The sequence below is a fragment of the Arthrobacter sp. ASL1 genome (assembly GCF_056680475.1).
The window spans coordinates 823,708-841,980 of record NZ_CM155284.1; the positions used below are offsets into that span (position 1 = coordinate 823,708).

The 18,273-nt window shown below is 69.1% G+C and carries 19 protein-coding genes and 1 tRNA gene; 3 read left to right on the forward strand and 17 right to left on the reverse strand.

All coding sequences use genetic code 11. The features are described 5' to 3' along the window. Positions 1 to 17 precede the first annotated feature (17 nt). From AC1MEQ_RS03840 to AC1MEQ_RS03850, 3 genes are read right to left on the reverse strand one after another with little or no spacing between them, the layout of a single operon-like run. Complete coding sequence (locus AC1MEQ_RS03840) at positions 18 to 518, reverse strand: PTS sugar transporter subunit IIA (RefSeq protein ID WP_479794105.1); 501 nt, start codon at positions 516 to 518, stop codon at positions 18 to 20. After that, positions 487 to 2,256 carry a glycerol-3-phosphate dehydrogenase/oxidase gene (locus AC1MEQ_RS03845; protein ID WP_479794107.1) on the reverse strand — a complete coding sequence of 590 codons (1,770 nt, stop codon included), beginning with the start codon at positions 2,254 to 2,256 and terminating at the stop codon, positions 487 to 489. Before AC1MEQ_RS03845 ends, AC1MEQ_RS03840 begins: the two co-directional genes overlap by 32 nt. 1 nt (position 2,257) lies before the next feature. Then, on the reverse strand, positions 2,258 to 3,421 hold the full coding sequence (locus tag AC1MEQ_RS03850; protein WP_479794109.1) for a GuaB3 family IMP dehydrogenase-related protein: 1,164 nt from the start codon (positions 3,419 to 3,421) through the stop codon (positions 2,258 to 2,260). Between the two features lie 252 nt (positions 3,422 to 3,673). Here AC1MEQ_RS03850 and AC1MEQ_RS03855 point away from each other — a divergent pair, with 252 nt between their 5' ends. The 3 genes from AC1MEQ_RS03855 (at position 3,674) to AC1MEQ_RS03865 (ending at position 5,801) form a co-directional block, all read left to right on the forward strand. After that, positions 3,674 to 5,182, forward strand: a complete 1,509-nt coding sequence (locus tag AC1MEQ_RS03855; protein ID WP_479794111.1) for an amino acid permease — start codon at positions 3,674 to 3,676, stop codon at positions 5,180 to 5,182. 106 nt (positions 5,183 to 5,288) lie between these two features. After that, entirely contained in the window at positions 5,289 to 5,513 is a 225-nt protein-coding gene (locus tag AC1MEQ_RS03860; protein WP_479794113.1) for a hypothetical protein, read from the forward strand. An 84-nt stretch (positions 5,514 to 5,597) separates the two neighbouring features. Next, on the forward strand, positions 5,598 to 5,801 hold the full coding sequence (locus AC1MEQ_RS03865; protein ID WP_479794116.1) for a hypothetical protein: 204 nt from the start codon (positions 5,598 to 5,600) through the stop codon (positions 5,799 to 5,801). On the opposite strand, the gene AC1MEQ_RS03870 is transcribed toward AC1MEQ_RS03865, so the two are convergent. The 14 genes from AC1MEQ_RS03870 to AC1MEQ_RS03935 form a co-directional block, all read right to left on the reverse strand. Continuing rightward, entirely contained in the window at positions 5,798 to 6,616 is an 819-nt protein-coding gene (locus AC1MEQ_RS03870) for a CHAP domain-containing protein (RefSeq protein WP_479794118.1), read from the reverse strand. The genes AC1MEQ_RS03865 and AC1MEQ_RS03870 overlap by 4 nt on opposite strands. Positions 6,617 to 6,879: 263 nt before the next feature. Next, a complete protein-coding gene (locus tag AC1MEQ_RS03875; RefSeq protein ID WP_479794120.1) occupies positions 6,880 to 7,086 on the reverse strand; it encodes a hypothetical protein in 207 nt (68 codons plus the stop codon). 188 nt (positions 7,087 to 7,274) lie between these two features. After that, the gene (locus AC1MEQ_RS03880) at positions 7,275 to 7,589 is read right to left on the reverse strand and encodes a hypothetical protein (RefSeq protein WP_479794122.1); all 315 of its coding nucleotides are present in this window, start codon (positions 7,587 to 7,589) and stop codon (positions 7,275 to 7,277) included. Continuing rightward, positions 7,586 to 7,708 (reverse strand): hypothetical protein, encoded by a 123-nt coding sequence (locus AC1MEQ_RS03885; RefSeq protein WP_479794124.1) that lies wholly within the window; start codon positions 7,706 to 7,708, stop codon positions 7,586 to 7,588. The genes AC1MEQ_RS03880 and AC1MEQ_RS03885 overlap by 4 nt, the downstream gene beginning before the upstream one ends. Before the next feature lie 540 nt (positions 7,709 to 8,248). Beyond that, positions 8,249 to 8,322: transfer RNA gene (locus AC1MEQ_RS03890), tRNA-Leu, on the reverse strand. Positions 8,323 to 8,415: 93 nt separating this feature from the next. Further along, positions 8,416 to 9,849, reverse strand: coding sequence for an NAD(P)/FAD-dependent oxidoreductase (locus tag AC1MEQ_RS03895; RefSeq protein WP_479794127.1), 1,434 nt, complete (start codon positions 9,847 to 9,849; stop codon positions 8,416 to 8,418). A gap of 42 nt (positions 9,850 to 9,891) precedes the next feature. Beyond that, positions 9,892 to 11,376, reverse strand: coding sequence for a S8 family serine peptidase (locus tag AC1MEQ_RS03900; protein ID WP_479794129.1), 1,485 nt, complete (start codon positions 11,374 to 11,376; stop codon positions 9,892 to 9,894). 52 nt (positions 11,377 to 11,428) lie between these two features. Continuing rightward, positions 11,429 to 12,382 carry a Ppx/GppA phosphatase family protein gene (locus tag AC1MEQ_RS03905; RefSeq protein ID WP_479794131.1) on the reverse strand — a complete coding sequence of 318 codons (954 nt, stop codon included), beginning with the start codon at positions 12,380 to 12,382 and terminating at the stop codon, positions 11,429 to 11,431. Then, positions 12,379 to 13,107 (reverse strand): DUF501 domain-containing protein, encoded by a 729-nt coding sequence (locus tag AC1MEQ_RS03910; protein ID WP_479794133.1) that lies wholly within the window; start codon positions 13,105 to 13,107, stop codon positions 12,379 to 12,381. The genes AC1MEQ_RS03905 and AC1MEQ_RS03910 overlap by 4 nt, the downstream gene beginning before the upstream one ends. 23 nt (positions 13,108 to 13,130) lie before the next feature. After that, positions 13,131 to 14,045, reverse strand: a complete 915-nt coding sequence (locus AC1MEQ_RS03915; protein WP_479794135.1) for an FtsB family cell division protein — start codon at positions 14,043 to 14,045, stop codon at positions 13,131 to 13,133. Positions 14,046 to 14,173: 128 nt separating this feature from the next. After that, positions 14,174 to 15,454 (reverse strand): phosphopyruvate hydratase, encoded by a 1,281-nt coding sequence (gene eno, locus AC1MEQ_RS03920; protein ID WP_479794137.1) that lies wholly within the window; start codon positions 15,452 to 15,454, stop codon positions 14,174 to 14,176. 76 nt (positions 15,455 to 15,530) lie between these two features. Next, a complete protein-coding gene (locus AC1MEQ_RS03925; protein ID WP_479794139.1) occupies positions 15,531 to 16,292 on the reverse strand; it encodes a MazG nucleotide pyrophosphohydrolase domain-containing protein in 762 nt (253 codons plus the stop codon). A gap of 7 nt (positions 16,293 to 16,299) precedes the next feature. After that, positions 16,300 to 17,481, reverse strand: a complete 1,182-nt coding sequence (locus tag AC1MEQ_RS03930) for an adenosine deaminase (protein WP_479794141.1) — start codon at positions 17,479 to 17,481, stop codon at positions 16,300 to 16,302. Positions 17,482 to 17,552: 71 nt separating this feature from the next. Further along, entirely contained in the window at positions 17,553 to 18,209 is a 657-nt protein-coding gene (locus tag AC1MEQ_RS03935) for a DedA family protein (RefSeq protein WP_479794143.1), read from the reverse strand. Between the last annotated feature and the right edge of the window lie 64 nt (positions 18,210 to 18,273).

An 18,273-nucleotide genomic window follows, 5' to 3' on the forward strand; every position in this document is an offset into this window, starting at 1 on the left:
GCGGCGTGCCCACCACACTAGACGTCGGTGAAGTCGACCGTGGAATTGACCAGGTCGGCGATGACCTCAGCGTCGTAGGCGCGGCGCAGCGACTCGCGGAAGGCCTGTTTCGACAGGCTCCGGGCGAGGGTCGCCAAGACCTGCAGGTGCAGTGAATAGCTTCCCGCCGGCGTCGCCAGCAACAGGACCACCGTCGCCGGCCCGTCGGCGGAGCCGAAGTCCAGCGAGTGCCCGAACGCGGTGATCCCCACGGCGATGGAGACCGCATCGGCGTGGACCGTGCGTGCGTGGGGCATGCCGATGCCGCCGGGCAGGCCGGTGGCGAGCTGGTGCTCGCGGGCGTCGACCTCGCCGACGAAACCCTCGAGGTCATCGATCCTCCCGGCGTCGTACAGGCGCCCGGCCAGGAGCCGCACGGCTTCCCGCCGGTCGGCGGCCTTCATCTCGAGGACCACCAGGTCCGAGGTGGTGAGTTCGGTTTCGTGGTCAGTCGCGGACGGGGACAATGTCTTCCACATTCAGTCGGGTCTCATCCGCCGATTTGTCGTCGGGCTGCTCCTGGCTGGCCCGTTCCGCAGCGACCCGGGCCTGGTAGAACGCGACTTCGCGTTCGGCCTGCGCCTCGCTCCACCCCAGCAGCGGGGCCATGAGCCCGGCGACGACCGGGGCGGCGGCGACACCGCGGTCCCAGGACTCGATGGAAATCCGTGTCCTGCGGGTCAGCACGTCCTCCACGTGGCGGGCGCCTTCGTGGGTGGTGGCGTAGACGACCTCCGCGGCCAGGTAGTCGTCGGCCCCGGGCAGCGGGTGTGCCAGCTCCTTGTCGGCGGTGAGCAGGGCCAGCACGTCGCGGGCCAGGGATCCGTATCTTCCCAGGAGGTGTTCGACGCGGGAGACGTGGATCCCTGACGCCTTGGCCATGCGGTGCCGGCTGTTCCAGGCGGCCCGGTACCCCTCGGCGCCGAGCAGCGGAATGGTCTCGGTGCAGGAGGCCGGGGAGTTCTCGTCCATGGAGCGGACCGCCTCGTCGACGGCGTCCTTGGCCATGACACGGTAGGTGGTGTACTTGCCGCCGGCGACGACGACCAGTCCGGGCACCGGGTGGGCGACGACGTGTTCGCGGGAGAGCTTCGCCGTCGAATCGCTTTCGCCGGCCAGCAGGGGGCGCAGCCCGGCGTAGACGCCCTCGACGTCCTCCCGGGTCAGCGGGCGCTTCAGGACCTGGTTGACGTGATCGAGGATGTAGTCGATGTCCCCGCTGGAGGCCGCCGGGTGCGCCTTGTCGAGCTTCCATTCCGTGTCGGTGGTGCCGATGATCCAGTGCCGCCCCCAGGGGATGACGAAGAGGACCGATTTCTCGGTGCGCAGGATCAGCCCGACGGTGGACTGGAAGCGGTCGCGCGGCACGACGAGGTGTACGCCCTTGGAGGCCTTCACGCGCAGTTGTCCGCGGTCGGTCACCAGGTCCTGGGTTTCGTCGGTCCAGACGCCGGTGGCGTTGACGATCTGCTTGGCCTTGACCTCGAAGGTGTCCCCGCTCTCCTGGTCCTCGAGCCGGGCGCCGACGACCCGTTCGCCCTCGCGGACGAAGTCCACGACCTTGACGCGGTTTGCGGCCAGTGCCCCGTAGTTCGCCGCGGTGCGCACCAGGTCCAGGACCAGGCGGGCGTCATCGACCTGGGCGTCGTAGTAGCGGATCGACCCGACGAAGGCGTCGTCCTTGAGGCTGGGTGCGCTGCGCAGCGTCCCCTTGCGGCTCAGGTGCCGGTGGAACGGCACTCCGCGGCTGTGCCCGGAGGCCATGGACATGCCGTCGTAGAGGGCGATGCCCGCGCCCACGTAGGGGCGTTCGACGAACCGCTTGGTCAGCGGATACAGGAAGGGCACCGGACGGACCAGGTGCGGGGCAATCCGGTCGATGAGCAGGCCGCGTTCCTGCAGGGCCTCGCGCACCAGGGCGAAGTCCAGCATCTCCAGGTACCGCAGGCCGCCGTGGATCAGTTTCGACGAGCGCGAGGAGGTCCCCGCCGCCCAGTCCCGCGCCTCGACGATCCCGACCTTGAGGCCACGGGTTGCGGCATCGAGCGCGGCACCGGCCCCGACGACTCCCCCGCCGATGATGAGCAGGTCCAATTCGGCATCGGCGTCGGTTCCCGACCGACGCAGGTCCTCCAGCGAGGATTTCCGGAACGCCGGGTTGAGCACCCCGCGGGTCGTCATGGCTTCCGGACGGTCCTGCTGGGTGCGCTGTGTCATGCTATCCAGCCTCATACGGCGAGACGACAACGTCAACGCGCTGGAACTCCTTCAGCTCCGAATAACCTGTCGTCGCCATCGCCCGGCGCAGCGCGCCGACGATGTTCGAGGTGCCGTTGGTGTGCCGGGAGGGGCCATACAGGACCTCCTCGAGGGGACCCACGGTACCGACACGCACCCGGTCCCCGCGCGGGCTGTTGCCATGATGGGCCTCGACACCCCAATGCCAGCCGCGGCCGGGGGCCTCCTCGGCGCGGGCGAGGGCGCTGCCGAGCATCACCGCGTCGGCTCCCATGGCGATGGCCTTGACGATGTCGCCGCTGGTGCCCAGCCCGCCGTCGGCGATTACGTGGACGTAGCGGCCGCCGGACTCGTCGAGGTAGTCGCGGCGGGCCGCGGCAACGTCGGAGATGGCGGTGGCCATCGGCGCGTGGATGCCCAGGGCGCGGCGCGTGGTGGCCGTCGCGCCGCCGCCGAAGCCGACCAGGACGCCGGCAGCGCCGGTGCGCATCAGGTGCAGCGCCGGGGTGTAGCCGGCTGCACCGCCGACGATCACCGGCACGTCGAGCTCGTAGATGAACTGCTTGAGGTTCAGCGGTTCCTGGTTCTGCGAGACGTGCTCGGCGGAGACGGTGGTGCCGCGGATAACGAAGATGTCCACCCCGGCGGCCACCACGGTCTTGTAGTACTCCTGCGTGCGCTGGGGCGTCAGGGAGCCGGCCACGGTGACGCCGGCCTCACGGATCTCGGCCAGGCGGGACGTGATGAGTTCGGGCTGGATCGGTGCCTGGTAGAGCTCCTGGAGCCGGGCGGTCACCACGGGGCTGACGTGCTCGCCGAACGCACTGTCGACCGACCGGTCCGATTCCAGCGACCTGATCTCCTCGAGCACCGGTTCGGGGTCCTCGTAACGGGTCCAGAGGCCTTCGAGGTTCAGCACGCCCAGACCGCCGAGCTTGCCCAGCGCAATGGCCATCGCGGGGCTCATGACGGAGTCCATCGGCGCACCGATGATGGGGCTGGAGAACTGGTAGGCGTCGATCTGCCAGTTGACGGATACGTCTTGCGGGTCCCGCGTGCGGCGGTGGGGGACGACGGCGACGTCGTCCAGCGAATAGGCCCGCACGCCGCGCTTTGCGCGGCCGATCTCAATCTCGTAAGTCACCCGATCAGCCTATCAGCGCGGGTCGTGTCGGCCCCTTCGGAGGTCGGCCGCGGGCACCGGCAGGAAGTCCCCGACCGGCGACTCGGCGCCGATTGCCCGTCCCGGGTTGTGGGGCGTCATAATTGACGGTGCCCTTCGCGGCAACGCGCCCCGGCACGCGGCGGATCGAAGCCGTGTGCGGGACCGGCCAGACCGGGATCACCGACCGCAGGACGGCATTGATCCGGACCACCCACCAGCCGAAAGGCTCCCATGGACCAGAACCAGCGTGTCGTGGACCGCACCGAAGCGGGTGCCGCAGGCAATGAGCTCAAACGGGGCCTGAGCAGCCGCCACCTCCAGATGATCGCGATCGGCGGCTCCATTGGCACCGGGTTGTTCGTCGCCTCCGGCGGAACCATTGCCCAGGCGGGGCCCGGCGGCGCCCTGGTCGCCTACGCGGCAGTGGGGCTGATGGTGTTCCTGCTCATGCAATCCCTCGGCGAGATGTCCGCCAAGATCCCGGTGGCCGGGTCGTTCCAGACCTACGCCACCCGGTTCGTCTCCCCCTCGTTCGGGTTCGCCATCGGCTGGAACTACTGGTTCAACTGGGCCATCACCGTCGCCGCCGAGCTGGTCGCCGCCGGGATCATCATGGACTTCTGGTTGCCCGGCGTCCCCGGGTGGGTCTGGGCCGGCACATTCCTGGTCCTCCTGACCGGCTTGAACGCCCTGTCGGCCAAGGCCTTCGGTGAAGGCGAGTTCTGGTTGGCGCTGATCAAGGTGGTGGCCGTCGTCGTCTTCCTCATCGCCGGGTCCCTGATGATCTTCGGCGTCATGGGAGGCAGCTCCCCCGGTTTCAGCAATTGGCAGGATTCCACCGACGTCTTCCACGGTGGTTTCGTCTCGATCATCTCGGTGTTCATGATCGCCGGGTTCTCGTTCCAGGGCACCGAGCTGGTGGGTGTGGCGGCCGGCGAGGCAAAGGACCCGCGCCGCGAGGTGCCGCGCGCCATCCGCTCGGTCTTCTGGCGCATCATGCTCTTCTACATCGGCGCGATCTTCATCATCGGCTGCCTGGTGCCGTTCACCGATCCCAGCCTGTTGGCCTCTGGTGAGGCCGACGTCGCCGCCTCGCCATTCACGCTGGTCTTCGAGAACGCGGGCATCGCCTTTGCCGCGGCCCTGATGAACGCGGTCATCCTCACCGCGATCCTCTCCGCCGGGAACTCGGGCCTTTACGCCTCGACGCGCATGCTCTACGCCATGGCCCATGACCGCAAGGCCCCGGCCATCTTCGGGCGGACCAACCGACGCGGCGTGCCGATGCCCGCCCTGCTGGCCACCTCCGCGGTGGGGCTGTTCGGATTCCTCAGCGCCATCGTCGGGCAGGGCGCCGCCTACGCCTGGCTGCTCAATGTCTCGGGCCTATGCGGCTTCATCGTCTGGGCGGGGATCGCCATCTCGCACTACCGGTTCAGACGCGGGTTCCTGGCCCAGGGGCACAGCGTCGCGGAGCTGCCCTACCGGGCCGCCTTCTTCCCCATCGGCCCGCTGCTGGCCTTCGCGGTGCTGATCCTGGTGATCGCCGGGCAGAACTACCAGGCGGTACTGGCCGGCCACGGCATGGAGGTGCTCTCCTCCTACATCGGCGTGCCGATCTTCCTGGGACTCTGGCTGGCCCACCGGCTGGCCACCGGGTCGCGGATCGTGCCGCTGCGCCGGATGGACCTGTCGGAGCCGGACGATGTCCGGGTGCCGGAGGCCTCCCGGGAGGCCTAGCTACAGCTCCCCCGGACCTCCGGCGGGGTCGGGGCGCAAATAGACAGTTGCGCTGCCCAAGCCGCGCACTGATCTTCAACTCTCCCGGCCATGATACGGAGGAGGCGTGGAAGGCGCTCGAAAAACCGTAGGGCGCGTACTTGGCGACCGGAATCTCGACGATCTAATTCAAAAGCCGAACTTTGTTGCCGGGGACGTCTATGCCGTCGGCACCTACCTCCAAGACGGCTACAAACTCCAGCAGGTCGCCGACACTGCCGGGACCGAAGTCAAGCCCATGGGTGTTGAGGACACGACTAACACCGCCACGGACTGGAACGAACCCGGGTAGCGGCAAGCAGAATGGATCGGGTACTTCTGCCTGGGGCCGCTGCGCCAGTTCTACTTCGGCGGGAACAAGCGCGCCAGCCGGCTCATGATGAACGGCGTCCTCATGTCCCGGGGATTCGACGCGATCAGCATTCCGTTCGCCCGCCGGCTCGAGTTCAACCAGCACCTGACCACCGTCTACGCCCGCAAGGACGCCACGGCGCTGATGGGGTTCATCCTGGATTGCCGCCCCAACGACCCCTGCCCCGGGCGCCCCGGCCACTGCGGCGGGGCACCCGGGTCGTCTTAGCGCCGCCAGTAGCCCAGATAGCCGGGCGTGAAGAAGGTGTTATGCGTCGGATGCGGATTCCCTACCCAGTTCTGCTGGTAGATCTTCCCAGAATGCCAGAGGGCGACGTGCCCGTAATCGGTATAGACCAAGCTGCTCTTCTTCCAGACCAGGATGTCGCCGTCCCGGAACTTCTGGTCCGTATGCCAGGTCCATCCACGCTTCTTCAACTCGTTGCCGCCCGTGCCCCCGGACCGGTAGTCCACAGCGTTGCCCCACCTGTCGGTTTTCACCTTCCAGACCTGCATCAGGTATTGCGAAACCAGGCTGACGCACTGGCCGTATTGACCGTTTTGCGCGTTGACCTGCGGGGTATTCCCGATCTTCTTGACGAACGCGGCCATCGACATGGTCGACGTGGACGGCTTGGGCTGGGGCTTGGCCGTGGTGGCTGTGCCGCACTTCTTGGCCACCGCGCGTCCGTTCGTCCCGGTCGCCAGGTCCACGTCGGCCGAATACGTGCCGTCGCTCGTCTTGTACCAGAGGTTGTCCCAGCCGCCGGGGAATCCGGGGCTGCCCCATCCCTTGACTGCCTGTCCGTAGGCGTAGCAGGTCAAGGTGACGCGCTTGCCCTTGGCGTGCCAGCCCTTGAGTTCCCTGGTGTTCAGGTTGGGGTGGACCTGCCGTTGGGTTTTGGCCATGACGGTGACGGTCTTGGTGTTGGGTAGGGCCTGGGCCGCCGGCGCCGTGCCGAGGACCGCAGTGAGGACGAGCGCCGCGGTCCCGACGACGGCACCCATGGTTCGGGGAATGGTGCGTAGAGGCAAAGCAGTCATGACAACCTCCTGGAGTGGCGACCCGCCGTATCCCTGCTGGGGCGGCTGCGGCCGATGGGGGGGAATATAGCCGACGCTTTTCCCGGCTCCTAGGGCTGCCCATACTTGTTTTGCCTGCACTTCCACGAATCAGTAACCTGCCAGGCGACGCCTGGGCATGGAAGCCGGCCCGCAGGTGGCCGCGCTGGCGCCGGCCAACGGTCATGGGTGGCCCACGGATTCCACTTCGAAAAGCGCCACGGGTCCGGGGCGGCTGCAGCCACTTAGGAGAATTTGACCCCGCCGGTCAGCTGGCTCACCCCCAGGGACACCGTGGTCGGTGCCTGGGGACTGAGCTGGACCGTGGTGGTCCCGGTCTTGCCCCGGGAGGTTTCGACGACGAGGCGGTGCTGCCCGGCAGGCAGGGGGATGGTCATGGTCTTGCGGCTCTTGATGTCCCCCAGCAGGTTGTTGTTGACGTCGACGGTCATTCCCAAGGCGCCTCCCACGAGGCTGGGACGCCCAGCAAGAACGGACCCTGCGTCATGGTTGCCTAGGTCGCCCGACCGGTGGCACAGCCGGGCTTCGTCCATTTCAGCAGGTCCGGGTAGATGGCCACGTTGGACTTTCGGCGCGCCACCCAACCATCCCATGGGCAGGGGGTGTGAAGGCGTCCGGTTCAGGCCTTGAAACCGGGTTCCCAGCGCCACGCGTCCTCGAGGTGGTTGCGTTCCCCGGCGGGGTGGACTGGGTTGTCCAGCAGCCAGTCTTCCTTCGCTGAGATCAGCGCGAGGGCGGTGTTCCAGGTTTCCAAGGTCGAGGGCGGATTGACGCCCGCGGCCCGCGCGATGGCCCGCAGCTCGCCGGGGGTGTAAGCGCCCACCTCATCGTCTCCGATGAGGCGGTCCCACAGGAACAGGGCGAGCGTTTTGGCCTTGGCGCTCCGGTTGGCAACGGAACGGGCCGTGTTGCGGAAGTCGTCGACTTCGCTCAAACCATGCTCCTCGCCTCCGGGCTCAGCTCCGGGTTGTGGTGTTTCGGCCCCAGGGAGATGACGGCCGACGCATGTATCTGGTCGGCGTCGGACAGGTGGTCGATGATGCTGGTGAGCATCCCGATTGGACGCCGGGCGTTCGCAGGGAGCGGATGCGCACGCGGGTCTGGACGGTGGCGGCACCGTTCAGGCCGGGAGGGCCGCGGTGATCCCCGACAACAGCTTCTCATACAGAGCCAGCAGCGAGCCTGCCGATCTGGATCGGGTGGCCGCCGATGCACTGGCACACGCCAGCCCTGTCGGCGTCGCGTCGTGGTCGACCGGACGACGGCTCGTGCCTTGGACGGGAGCACCTAAGCCTCGCGCCATCCGGCGGCCCGATAAACGTGGTCTCCCCGAACGAGGTCGGCAGTCTGTTAAACCGTAGGAGCGCCGGGCGGGCACTGCTCGGGATGCCGGCAAACGACGCTTAATGACCAATGGAATCGCCAGAGCAGAGCCGTTCAACTCCCGCGCTACGAGAACGTTGGCCTCAAGCTGTCGGGCTTCAACGCCGCCCTTAGAGAACCAACCGCGATCCACCGGGAAGCGGGAAAAGCGAGCCAGCAACCAGAAGCCGTCGACCCGCCTCATTCCCCGGAAACACAGGGTTCCTACAGTGCCCCCAGTGGGACTCGAACCCACAACACAGAGATTTTAAGTCTCCTGCCTCTGCCAATTGGGCTATGGGGGCCCGGGGATAAATCCTACAAGAGGACCAAGGCCCCGGACGCAACACGGAGCCGCGCCGGCCAGGATGCTGGTCGGCGCGGCACCGTGGTGGGTGCTACTTGGCGCCTGCTGCTTCCTGCATCTCGCCGATGCCATCCGTTGCCACTGCCGGCTTCTCGACGGCCTTCGGCTTCGGGGTGGCTGCCTCGACGAACTGGCGGCGCGGGGTCTGCAGATCGGCGATCTGCGTGGTGTCGCGCTTGAAGACCAGGTTCGAGACCCAGTCGCCGACCACGCGGAACTTCCGCTCGAACGTCGGCATCGCCATGCCGTGGTAACCGCGGTGGGCGGCCCAGGCCGGGAAGCCCTTCAGCTGCAGGCCCATGATCTTGGCGACGCCCTTGCCGGTGCCGAAGCCGGCGACGGCGCCCAGGTTCTTGTGCTCGTACTCGCGCACCCGGCCGACACCGTAGCGGGTGGCGTAGATGTTCGCGGCGAGCAGTTTCGCCTGGCGCACGGCGTGCTGGGCGTTGGGGACGCAGGTGCCATCGGGCAGGCCGCCGGTGACATCCGGAACCGCGGCGACGTCGCCCGCGGCCCAGGCGCCCTCGATGGGGCCATCGTCACCGGTGATGCGCAGGTCGGTCCCGGTGCGCACGCGTCCGCGCTGCTCGATCGGGAAGTCCGTGGAGCGGACCATCGGGTTGGCCTGGACACCGGCGGTCCAGATGAGCGTATCGGCCTCGAACACCTCTCCGGGGGTCTTGTCCGGCATGTTCGTCAGTTCCAGCTTGCCGTCCTCGACCTTGGCCAGGGACGTGTTGAGCAGGACCTCGATGCCGCGCGAGCGCATGTGCTCCACGACCCAGACGGCCTGCTCTTCGGTGACCTCGGGCATGATCCGGCCCATGGCCTCGACCATCACGAAACGGACCTCGTCCTGCTCGACGCGGCTGGTCTTGGCCACCGCGGCGCGGGCCATGTCCTCGATCTCGGTGATCGTCTCGATGCCGGCGAAGCCACCGCCGACGACGACGAAGGCCAGGGCACGACGGCGGGCTGCCGGATCGCTCATCATGGAGGCGCTCTCGATGCGCTCGAGGACCTTGTTGCGCAGGGTCACGGCTTCCTCGATGGTCTTCAGGCCGATGCCGTTTTCGGCCAGGCCGGGGATCGGGAAGGTCTTGGTGATGGCCCCGGCGGCCATGACGACATCGCGGTATCCGAGCTCGAAGGGCTCGCCGTGGGACGGGACGACCACTGCCTTGCGGTTGGCGTGGTCCACGGCCGTGACGCGGCCGGTGATCAGTTCCGTGTTGTCGAGGTGGGTGCGGTGCGAGACGACCGCGTGGCGCGGTTCGATCTGGCCGGCGGCCACCTCGGGGAGGAACGGCTGGTAGGTCATGTAGGGCAGCGGGTCGACCACGGTGACGATGCCGCCGTGGGCCTTGACCTTGTGCTGCAGTTTCATCGCGACGTACAAACCGACGTAGCCACCGCCGACGACGAGGATACGTGGGCGATCGGAGAGTTCAGGAGTGTTAGCCATGCTTCCATCGTAACGCCGATGGGCCTTATGTGAAAGTCTTCACTATCTACTTTCGGGAAGGTCGTCGAAAGGGTCGTGGCCGTCCGGCGCGGCGGTCCATTCACTGGCGGCAATGGTCCCGGCGGAGGCGGCTTCGGCGGCCCGGTTCCGCCGCCGGGCCAGGCCCACATGCACGGCGCCGGCGGCGATCACGAGCACCAGCAGGGAGCCGAATCCGACGACCAGGACCCCCGGCAGCGCGCCGCCTGGCTCGGCCGGTGCCTGGGCCTGCGGGGCGGCGACCGGCGGCACCGTCGACTTCGCCTCGGGCTTGGTCCGGGGCGTGGCGGCGCTGGGTGCGGCGGGCTGGCCCCTGCGGTGGACGTGGATCCAATCGCTGATGGTGCCCAACGGGTTCGCCTGCACCGAGGGCACGTCTGCCGTCAGCGCCGCCCCGGCGTCGATCAGCCCGTAGCCGTAGAGGTTGTCGACGCCGGGCTTGCCGGCGTCCTTGGCCGTGGCCAGGATGCGTTGGATGACGTCCGCGGCCTTCATGTCGGGGTACTTCGAACGGATGAGCGCGGCAACGCCCGAGACCAGTGGTGCAGCGCCGGAGGTCCCGGACCAGTCCGCGTATCCGCCGCCGGGGAGCCCACCGACGAGCGGGTCCGCCGGCGCGGCGACGCCGATGCTGATCCCCTGGGTGGAGGAGTCCCAGCTGGCCTTGCCCTCCTTGTCGACACCGGCAACGGTCAGCACGCCCGGGATGGTCGCGGGAGCGCCGACCTGCTGCATGCCGCCGGCACGGTTCCCGGCGGCCGCGACGATGACCACGTCATGCGCCTCGGCGTACTGGAACGCGTCGTCCCAGCTGGTCGGCCAGCTCGGGGTGGTCGAACCCAGCGACATGTTGATCACCCCGGCACCCTGGTCCACGGCCCATTTCACGGCTTGCGGGACCTGCTGGCTGACCGGAACCCCGCCGGGGTTCTCGGAGCCCAGCCACAGCGAGCCGGAGATCAGCTCGGCCTCCGGGGCGACGCCGATGACGCCGTCCGGGCCCGGTCCGGGTTTCGGGATCTTGACCGGTTCGGGCTTTTTGGGCGGGTCCTCGTCGGCCTTCTTCGCGTCCTTGACGGCACGCTTCCAGGCAATGTCCTGCTGCTCCGCCTCGGCCTTCGCCTTGGCGATGGCCTCGGCGTTGTTGCCGTGCCCGGCCAGCAGCGTGCCGACCAGGGTCCCGTGCTCGGGCAGCGCCCCGATCGGTTCGGTCCCGTTCGAGTTCCCCGCACCGGAGAAGTCCTTGCCGCCGACGACCTGCCCCCGCAGGTCAGGATGCGAGCCGTCCGTTCCGGTGTCGATGACGGCCACCTTGACGCCCTCACCCTTCGAGGTCTTCCAGGCCTGCTTGATCCCGTAGTCGTCCAGCCAGTATTCGCTGTCACGGATGTGGTCGGCCTGGGCAGCGGGCGCGGCGACGAGCAGCGAGCCCCCCGCGATCAGGGTGGCCAGGAAGGCGGCGACAGCGCGGTGTGGACGGGGCCTCACGGGCGGTTCCTTCCGGGGGTACGACGACGGTGGGCGGCTTCGGCGGCGCGGTTCAGTGCCGTGCCAATCCGAGGGCAATGCCATCCAGAATATCGTGTTCGCTGGCCCCGGCGGTGCGCACCCGGTTTCCGGTGGCCTCGGCGACCCTGCGCAGGATGGTCCGGTAGATCAGCGATCCGGCGGCGATCACGTCCACCCGGCCGGGGTGCATGTAGGGCAGTTGCTCGCGGCGCCGCCGGGAAAAGGCGAGGAACTCGCTCGCCGCGGCCTCGATGACCCCGATGGGCAGCTCGGTGCCGTCGATGGCGTCGGGCTGGTAGCTGTGCAGGTCCAGCACGTGGGCGGTGACCGTGGTGATGGTCCCGGCCACCCCCACGACCCGGTCCACGTCCTGGATCGGGAGCCGGGCGAACACGTCGTCGATCTGCCGGTTGGCCTCCGCCTCCGCGGCGGCGACCTGCTCGGCGGTTGGTGGGTCGTCGGTGAGGAAGCGTTCGCTGTAGCGCACACAGCCCATGTCGATGCTGATGGCATCGCGGACGCCCCGGGAGTTGCCGACGACGAATTCGGTGGATCCGCCGCCCAGGTCGATGACCAGGATGTCCTCGTCATCGGCCGGTGGCCGGACCGAGACGGCTCCGGCGAAGCTGAGCTCGGCTTCCTCGGAGCCTTCGATGACCTCGGGTTCCACGCCCAGGCGCTTGCGGACGCCGTCGATGAATTCCCCGCGGTTCCCGGCGTCACGGGTCGCCGAGGTGGCCACAAACCGCACGTGCTGGGCGCCGTGGTTGCCGATCAGTGCGGCGTACTCGTCGACCGCGGCGAAGGTGCGCTCCAGCGCCTCGGGGGCGAGGTTGCCGGTCGCGTCGACGCCCTGCCCGAGGCGCACGATGCGCATTTCGCGGGCGATGTCGAGCAACCGCATGGTGCCGTCGTCGTCCTCGATGGCGTCGGCGATCAGCAGGCGGATGGAGTTGGTCCCGCAATCGATGCCCGCGACCCTCATGGCTGGCCTCCCGTGGTCGTCGATTCCGGTTCCCCGCCGGCTTCCTGCGCCTCGCGGGCCTGCCGGGCGGCGGCGCGGCGGGCCTTCTTGGCGGCCGGATCCTCGGCCTGGGTCTTGACGTGGCGGCTGCGGTCGCGGTCCGGCACCGGGGCCTGGGTATCCCAGGCACCGCCGCAATGGCACTCCTGCGCGGTCCACCATTCGGCGATGCCGGCGATGGCCTCGTCGCCCAGCGGGTTGACCCCCGGGCCCGCGGCCAGCGAATGGCCGACGAGCACGTGGAGGCATTTCACCCGGGAGGGCATCCCCCCGGCCGAGACGCCGTCGATTTCCGGTACCGGCCCCACCCCGGTCCGGGCGCCGATGGCCTGGCGTGCGGCCAGGTAGTCGCGGTGGGCGGCCGTGTAGGCGGCTGCCAGGTCGGTGTCGTGGCCGAGGCGTACGGACATCTCGGCCATGGTTCCCGCCGCCTCGAGGCGGGACACGGCCGAGGTGATGACCGGGTGCGTGAGGTAGAACGTGGTCGGGAACGGGATCCCCGAGGCCAGGCGCGGCGCCGTGGTGGCCACCAGCGGGTTGCCGCAGATGCAGCGCGCACCGATCTCCACCACGTCGCGGGCCGGACGGCCGAGCTGGCGGCTCAGCGTGTCCAGGTCCGCGGGGGTGGGGACCCGCTGTGCGGCGTCCAGCGCCTCATGGCGCGGCGCGGTGGCATGGTGCTCCACGGTTACTCCTTCGGGAAGACGGATCAGTCGGTGGCCGAGCGGACAACGGTGTCCCACAGCGAGTCGACCCAGGGCAGGTCGGTGCGGACGTCGCCCACGCTCTGCGGCCCGACGGCGCTGTCATCGCCCGTCGCGCCGATCACCATGTACTTCTTCTCGCCCGGCATGACGAGGTTGATGCGGTTGCGGGCCTGCGCCTTGACGTAGGCGGGATCGTCCCAGCGGGCGATCTGCGTCTTGAGGTCGTCCTGCTTCTGCTGCTTCTGGGCGATCGAGGACTGCAGCTGGGCGATTTCGGTGCGCTGGTCCATGTAGGTGCCGACGCTGGGCAGAAGCAGGACGGTCACCACGACCAGGATGACGGCCAGGGCCAGCATGCGCCCGGAAAAGGCCCGGGCGGGTACCGGTGCCGCGTCGTCGGCCGGCCGCTGGTGCTGTTCGGGTTGCCGGGGTCCGGAGCCGGAGCCGCCGGAGCGGATGGCACCGGAGAGCTCGGCCCGCTCGCGCAGGCGCTTGTCGCGCGGTGCGCTGGGTCGCTTGCCGGGACGTTTGACAGCCGGGCGGGAAGCCGCCGGCTTGCCCGCAGCAGGTTTTGCGGCAGCAGCTTTTGCGGCACCTGTCTTCGGGGCATTGCCCTTCGCGCCGGAAGGCTTCGCGGCGGGTTTCGCGCCGGCAGGCTTCGCGGCACCGGACTTCTGGGGTGTTGCCTTCCGGGGCACCGGCCGGGCGCCCGGAGCCGGCGAGGCCTTGTCGTCGTCGTGCCGGGGGGCGGCACCGAGCGGGACGACCTTGTTGCGGTTCACCGCGGCGGGTGCGGCCCGATCCTCGTCGCGCCCAGGCCGGTCGGCGGGGCCGGCCCCGTGCTGTGAGGGGTCCTCCGCGGCCGGACCGCTCCCGGTGGGGCGGACCCGTGGCATGTTGGGGCGTCGGGTGGCCATGAAGCTCCTGCCGGTCTGCTCGGATGGACGGATAAACCGGGCCGTGGCCCGCGCGGGGCGTAACGACCCGAGGGGAACCACCGGCACCCGGCGGCTCCCCTCAAGACCTTACGCGCAGTGGTGCGGCGTTACGCGGTGAAACGCGGGAAGGTCGACTTTCCGGCGTAGACCGCGGCGTCGCCGAGCTCCTCCTCGATGCGCAGCAACTGGTTGTACTTGGCCACGCGCTCGGAGCGGGCCGGGGCACCGGTCTTGATCTGGCCGGCGTTGGTGGCCACGGCGATGTCCGCGATCGTGGTGTCCTCGGTCTCGCCGGAGCGGTGCGAGGTGATCGTGGTGTAGCCGCTGCGCTGGGCCAGCGAGACCGCATCGAGGGTCTCGGTCAGCGAGCCGATCTGGTTGACCTTGACCAGCAGCGAGTTCGCGGTACCGGCGTCGATGCCGCGCTGCAGGCGCTCGGGATTGGTGACGAACAGGTCATCGCCCACGAGCTGGACCTTGTCGCCGATGGCGTCGGTCAACGTCTTCCAGCCGTCCCAGTCGTCCTCGTCCAGCGGGTCCTCGATGGAGACCAGCGGGAAGTCGGCGACGAGTTCGGCGTAGTAGTCGCTCATCTGGGCCGCGGTACGCTGCTGGCCCTCGAACTGGTAGGTCCCGTTCTCGAAGAACTCGGAGGAGGCCACGTCCAGGGCCAGGGCGACGTCGGCGCCCGGGGTGTAGCCGGCCTTCTTGATGGCCTCGGTGATCAGTTCCAGCGCCGCACGGTTGCTGGGCAGGTTCGGGGCGAAGCCGCCCTCGTCGCCTAGGCCGGTGGACAGGCCCTGCTCCTTGAGCACCGACTTCAGCGCGTGGTAGACCTCCACGCCCATGCGCAGGCCCTCGGAGAACGTGGAGGCGCCGACGGGCACGACCATGAACTCCTGGATGTCCACGTCGGAGTCGGCGTGCGATCCGCCGTTGAGGATGTTCATCAGCGGCACCGGCAGCACGTGGGCGTTCGGGCCGCCCAGGTAGCGGTAGAGCGGCAGGTTGGAGGACTCGGCGGCGGCCGCGGCGACGGCGAGCGAGACGCCCAGGATGGCGTTGGCGCCAAGGGTGGCCTTGTTCGGGGTGCCGTCCAGATCGCCCATGATCTGGTCGATGGCGCGCTGGTCGGTGGCGTCCTGGCCGACCAGGGCCGGCTGGATCGTATCGATGACCGCGTCGATGGCCTTGGTGACGCCCTTGCCCAGGTAGCGGGAGGAGTCGCCGTCGCGCAGCTCGACGGCTTCAAAGGCGCCGGTGGAGGCGCCGGAGGGCACTGCGGCGCGGCCGAGCGAGCCGTCGGACAGCAGGACTTCGACCTCAACGGTGGGGTTGCCGCGCGAGTCGAGGATTTCGCGGGCGTGGATGGCGTCGATCAGGGCCATGGAAGGTACTCCTTCGTCGGTGGGTGGGGGCCGTACACGTCAGTGGATACGCGGGCACGTTGCCTCGCGACCCAGCCTAGCGCGTGCCGGGGGCCCGCGGGGAAGTGGGAAGCGGCGTCGTCATGTACTGAACGACGGCGGTGCGCAGTGAGCGCTCGGCGTCGAGTCCGCGCCCATGGGCCGCCGCGACGATCCCGAACAGCAGGTCCCCGAGCTCCTCCTCGGTCTCGGGGGCGGGGACCGGGACCGCTCCGGTGCCCGGAACCGCGGCCCGGCCCAAGGTCATCGCGGACGGGGTTTCACGCGGGGCATCGCCGTCGTGCAGGGCGGCCCAGCGTTCGGCACGGCCGAGCGCCTTGTCGGCCAGGGCGAGGGCGGGCAGGTGGCGCGGCAGCGAGGAGAACGGGTCGGTCCGGCCGGGCGTTTCGGCCCGTTTGGCGACGTCCCAGGAGGCGATGATCTCCTCGACGGAATCGGGGAAGGTCTCGCGCAGGCTGCCGTCGGGGCGGAAGACGTGGGTGTTGCGCCGGATCATCTTCTCGCTGAGGTGGGCGGCGATGTCGGTGAAGTCGAAGGCGCCGCGCTCGGAAGCGAGCTGGGCGTGCAGCACCAACTGGAACAGCACGTCGGCCAGTTCCCCACGCAGCTCGTCGTCGTCCTGGCCGGTCTCGATGGCCTCGAGCAGTTCGTAGGATTCCTCGACCAGGTATTCCACCAGCGAGGCGTGGGTCAGCGCCGCCGTCCACCGGCAGTTCCGGCGGAGGGCCGCAATGATGCCCAGCAGGCGTTGCGGCTCCCCCGGCGTCCCGGTGGACGGTGCTTCCTGGCGCTGGCCCATACGCGGATCAGGCCTCGTCGTCGTCCGCGTCCTCGGCGTTCTCGTCCAGTCCCGAATAGGCGGCGTTGATGTACTCCACCAGAGCCTCGCGCTCCTCGAGCGGCAGGAAGGCGGCCTCGGCGGCGTTGAGCGTGAACTCGAGCAGGTCATCGAGGTCGTAGTCGAAGGCTTCGACCAGCAGCTCGAACTCGTCGGAGAGGCTCGTGCCGCTCATCAGCCGGTTGTCGGGGCTGATGGTGACGGTGAATCCCGTCTGGTAGAGCAGGTCGATCGGGTGGGATTCGATGCCCTCGCCGAAACCGGAGGTGGCTCCGGTCTGCAGGTTCGAGGACGGGCAGATCTCCAGGGCGATGCCGCGGTCGCGGACCCAGTTGGCCACCGGGCCGAGGGTGACCAGGCCGGTGTCCTCCCCGACCTCCGAGCCGTCGTCGTCGGTGCCGCCGAATTCGACCTCGATGTCCTCGGCGATGCGCACGCCGTGGCCCAGCCGCTGGGCGCGGCCGGTGAGCAGGGCATCGGCGATGGAATCGACCCCGGCGGCCTCGCCGGCGTGCACGGTGGCGGGGAAGAAGTTCTCGGCGAGCAGGTCGAAGGCGTCGGACATGCCGGAGGCCGGGAACCCGTCCTCGGCACCGGCGATGTCGAAGCCGACGGCACCGCGGTCGCGGTGGCGCAGGGCGAGTTCGGCGATCTCCACGCCACGGTCGGCGTGTCGCATGGCGGTGATCAACTGGCCGACCTGGATGGGCCGACCGCTGGCCTCGACGGCGTCGACACCCGCGTCCAGGCCTTCCTGGACGGCCTCGACGGCCTCGTCCAGGGTCAGGCCACCGGTGAGGTGCTGTTCGGGTGCCCAACGCACTTCGCCGTAGACGACGCCGTCGTCGGCGAGGTCCTCGACGAATTCGCGGGCCACACGGGCCAGGTTTTCGCGCGTCTGCATGACGGCGATGGTGTGGTCGAAGGTCTCGAGGTAGCGCGGCAGCGAACCGGAGTCGGCCGATTCGCGGAACCATTCGGCCAGGGCCACCGGGTCGGTGGCCGGCAGCTCGTGCCCGGCAGCGGCGGCGAGTTCGATGATGGTGGCGGGGCGCAGCCCGCCGTCGAGGTGGTCGTGCAGCGATACCTTGGGCAGGCTGCGGAAGTCGAAGTCGGGGTCATATGCGGTGTGGATCAGCTCTTCAGTCACGTACCCAGCGTACTGGGCGCCCGGGCACAACGGAACCGGGGGCCATCCGGCCGGGAGCGACGGGGTGGCGGCTACCGGTCGGCGTCGGCTGCGGCCGAGACCAGGTCGAGTTCGGGGACCGGTTCCTGGCGCCCGAGCCGGCGCAGCACCGCGTTGACGACGCGGTCCACGATGAAGCCCAGGACCAGGGCGATGGCGATGGACAGGCCGATGCCCAGCAGCGGATTGTCGCTCATCCAATGGCCTCCGACGGCGCCGATCGTCGCCGAATAGGCGCCCCAGGTCAGGCAGCCCATGATGTCCAGCAGCGTGAAGCGGCGCAGGGAGAAGTTCGTGGCTCCTGCGGTGAAGTTCACCGCGACGCGTCCCACGGGGATGTAGCGGGCCGTGAAGATCAGCAATGCGCCGCGCCGCTCGAGCTCGCGGCGGGCGAAGGCAAAGGACTTCCGGGCCCGGGGCCCGCGCATCCAGCGGAACCTCTCCAGGCCGATCCGCCGGCCGATCCGGTAGGCGATCTGGTCTCCGAGGATGGCCCCGGCGGCCCCCACCAACCCCAGCAGCAGGATGTTCTCGATGCCGGAGGTCACGGCGACACTGGCCAACGCGACGATCAGCGTTTCGCTGGGCAGCAGCGGAAGCAGCCCGTCGATGGTGCAGAACAGGAAGAGCACGGGCAGGATCCACCACGCGGTCGAAGCGTGGAGGATGGCCTCGTTGATGATCTCCATGGGGCAGGTTCCTCAGCTGGAAAGGCACCCCGTCGGGGCTGCGCCGACGTGGTTCCGCCCGGTG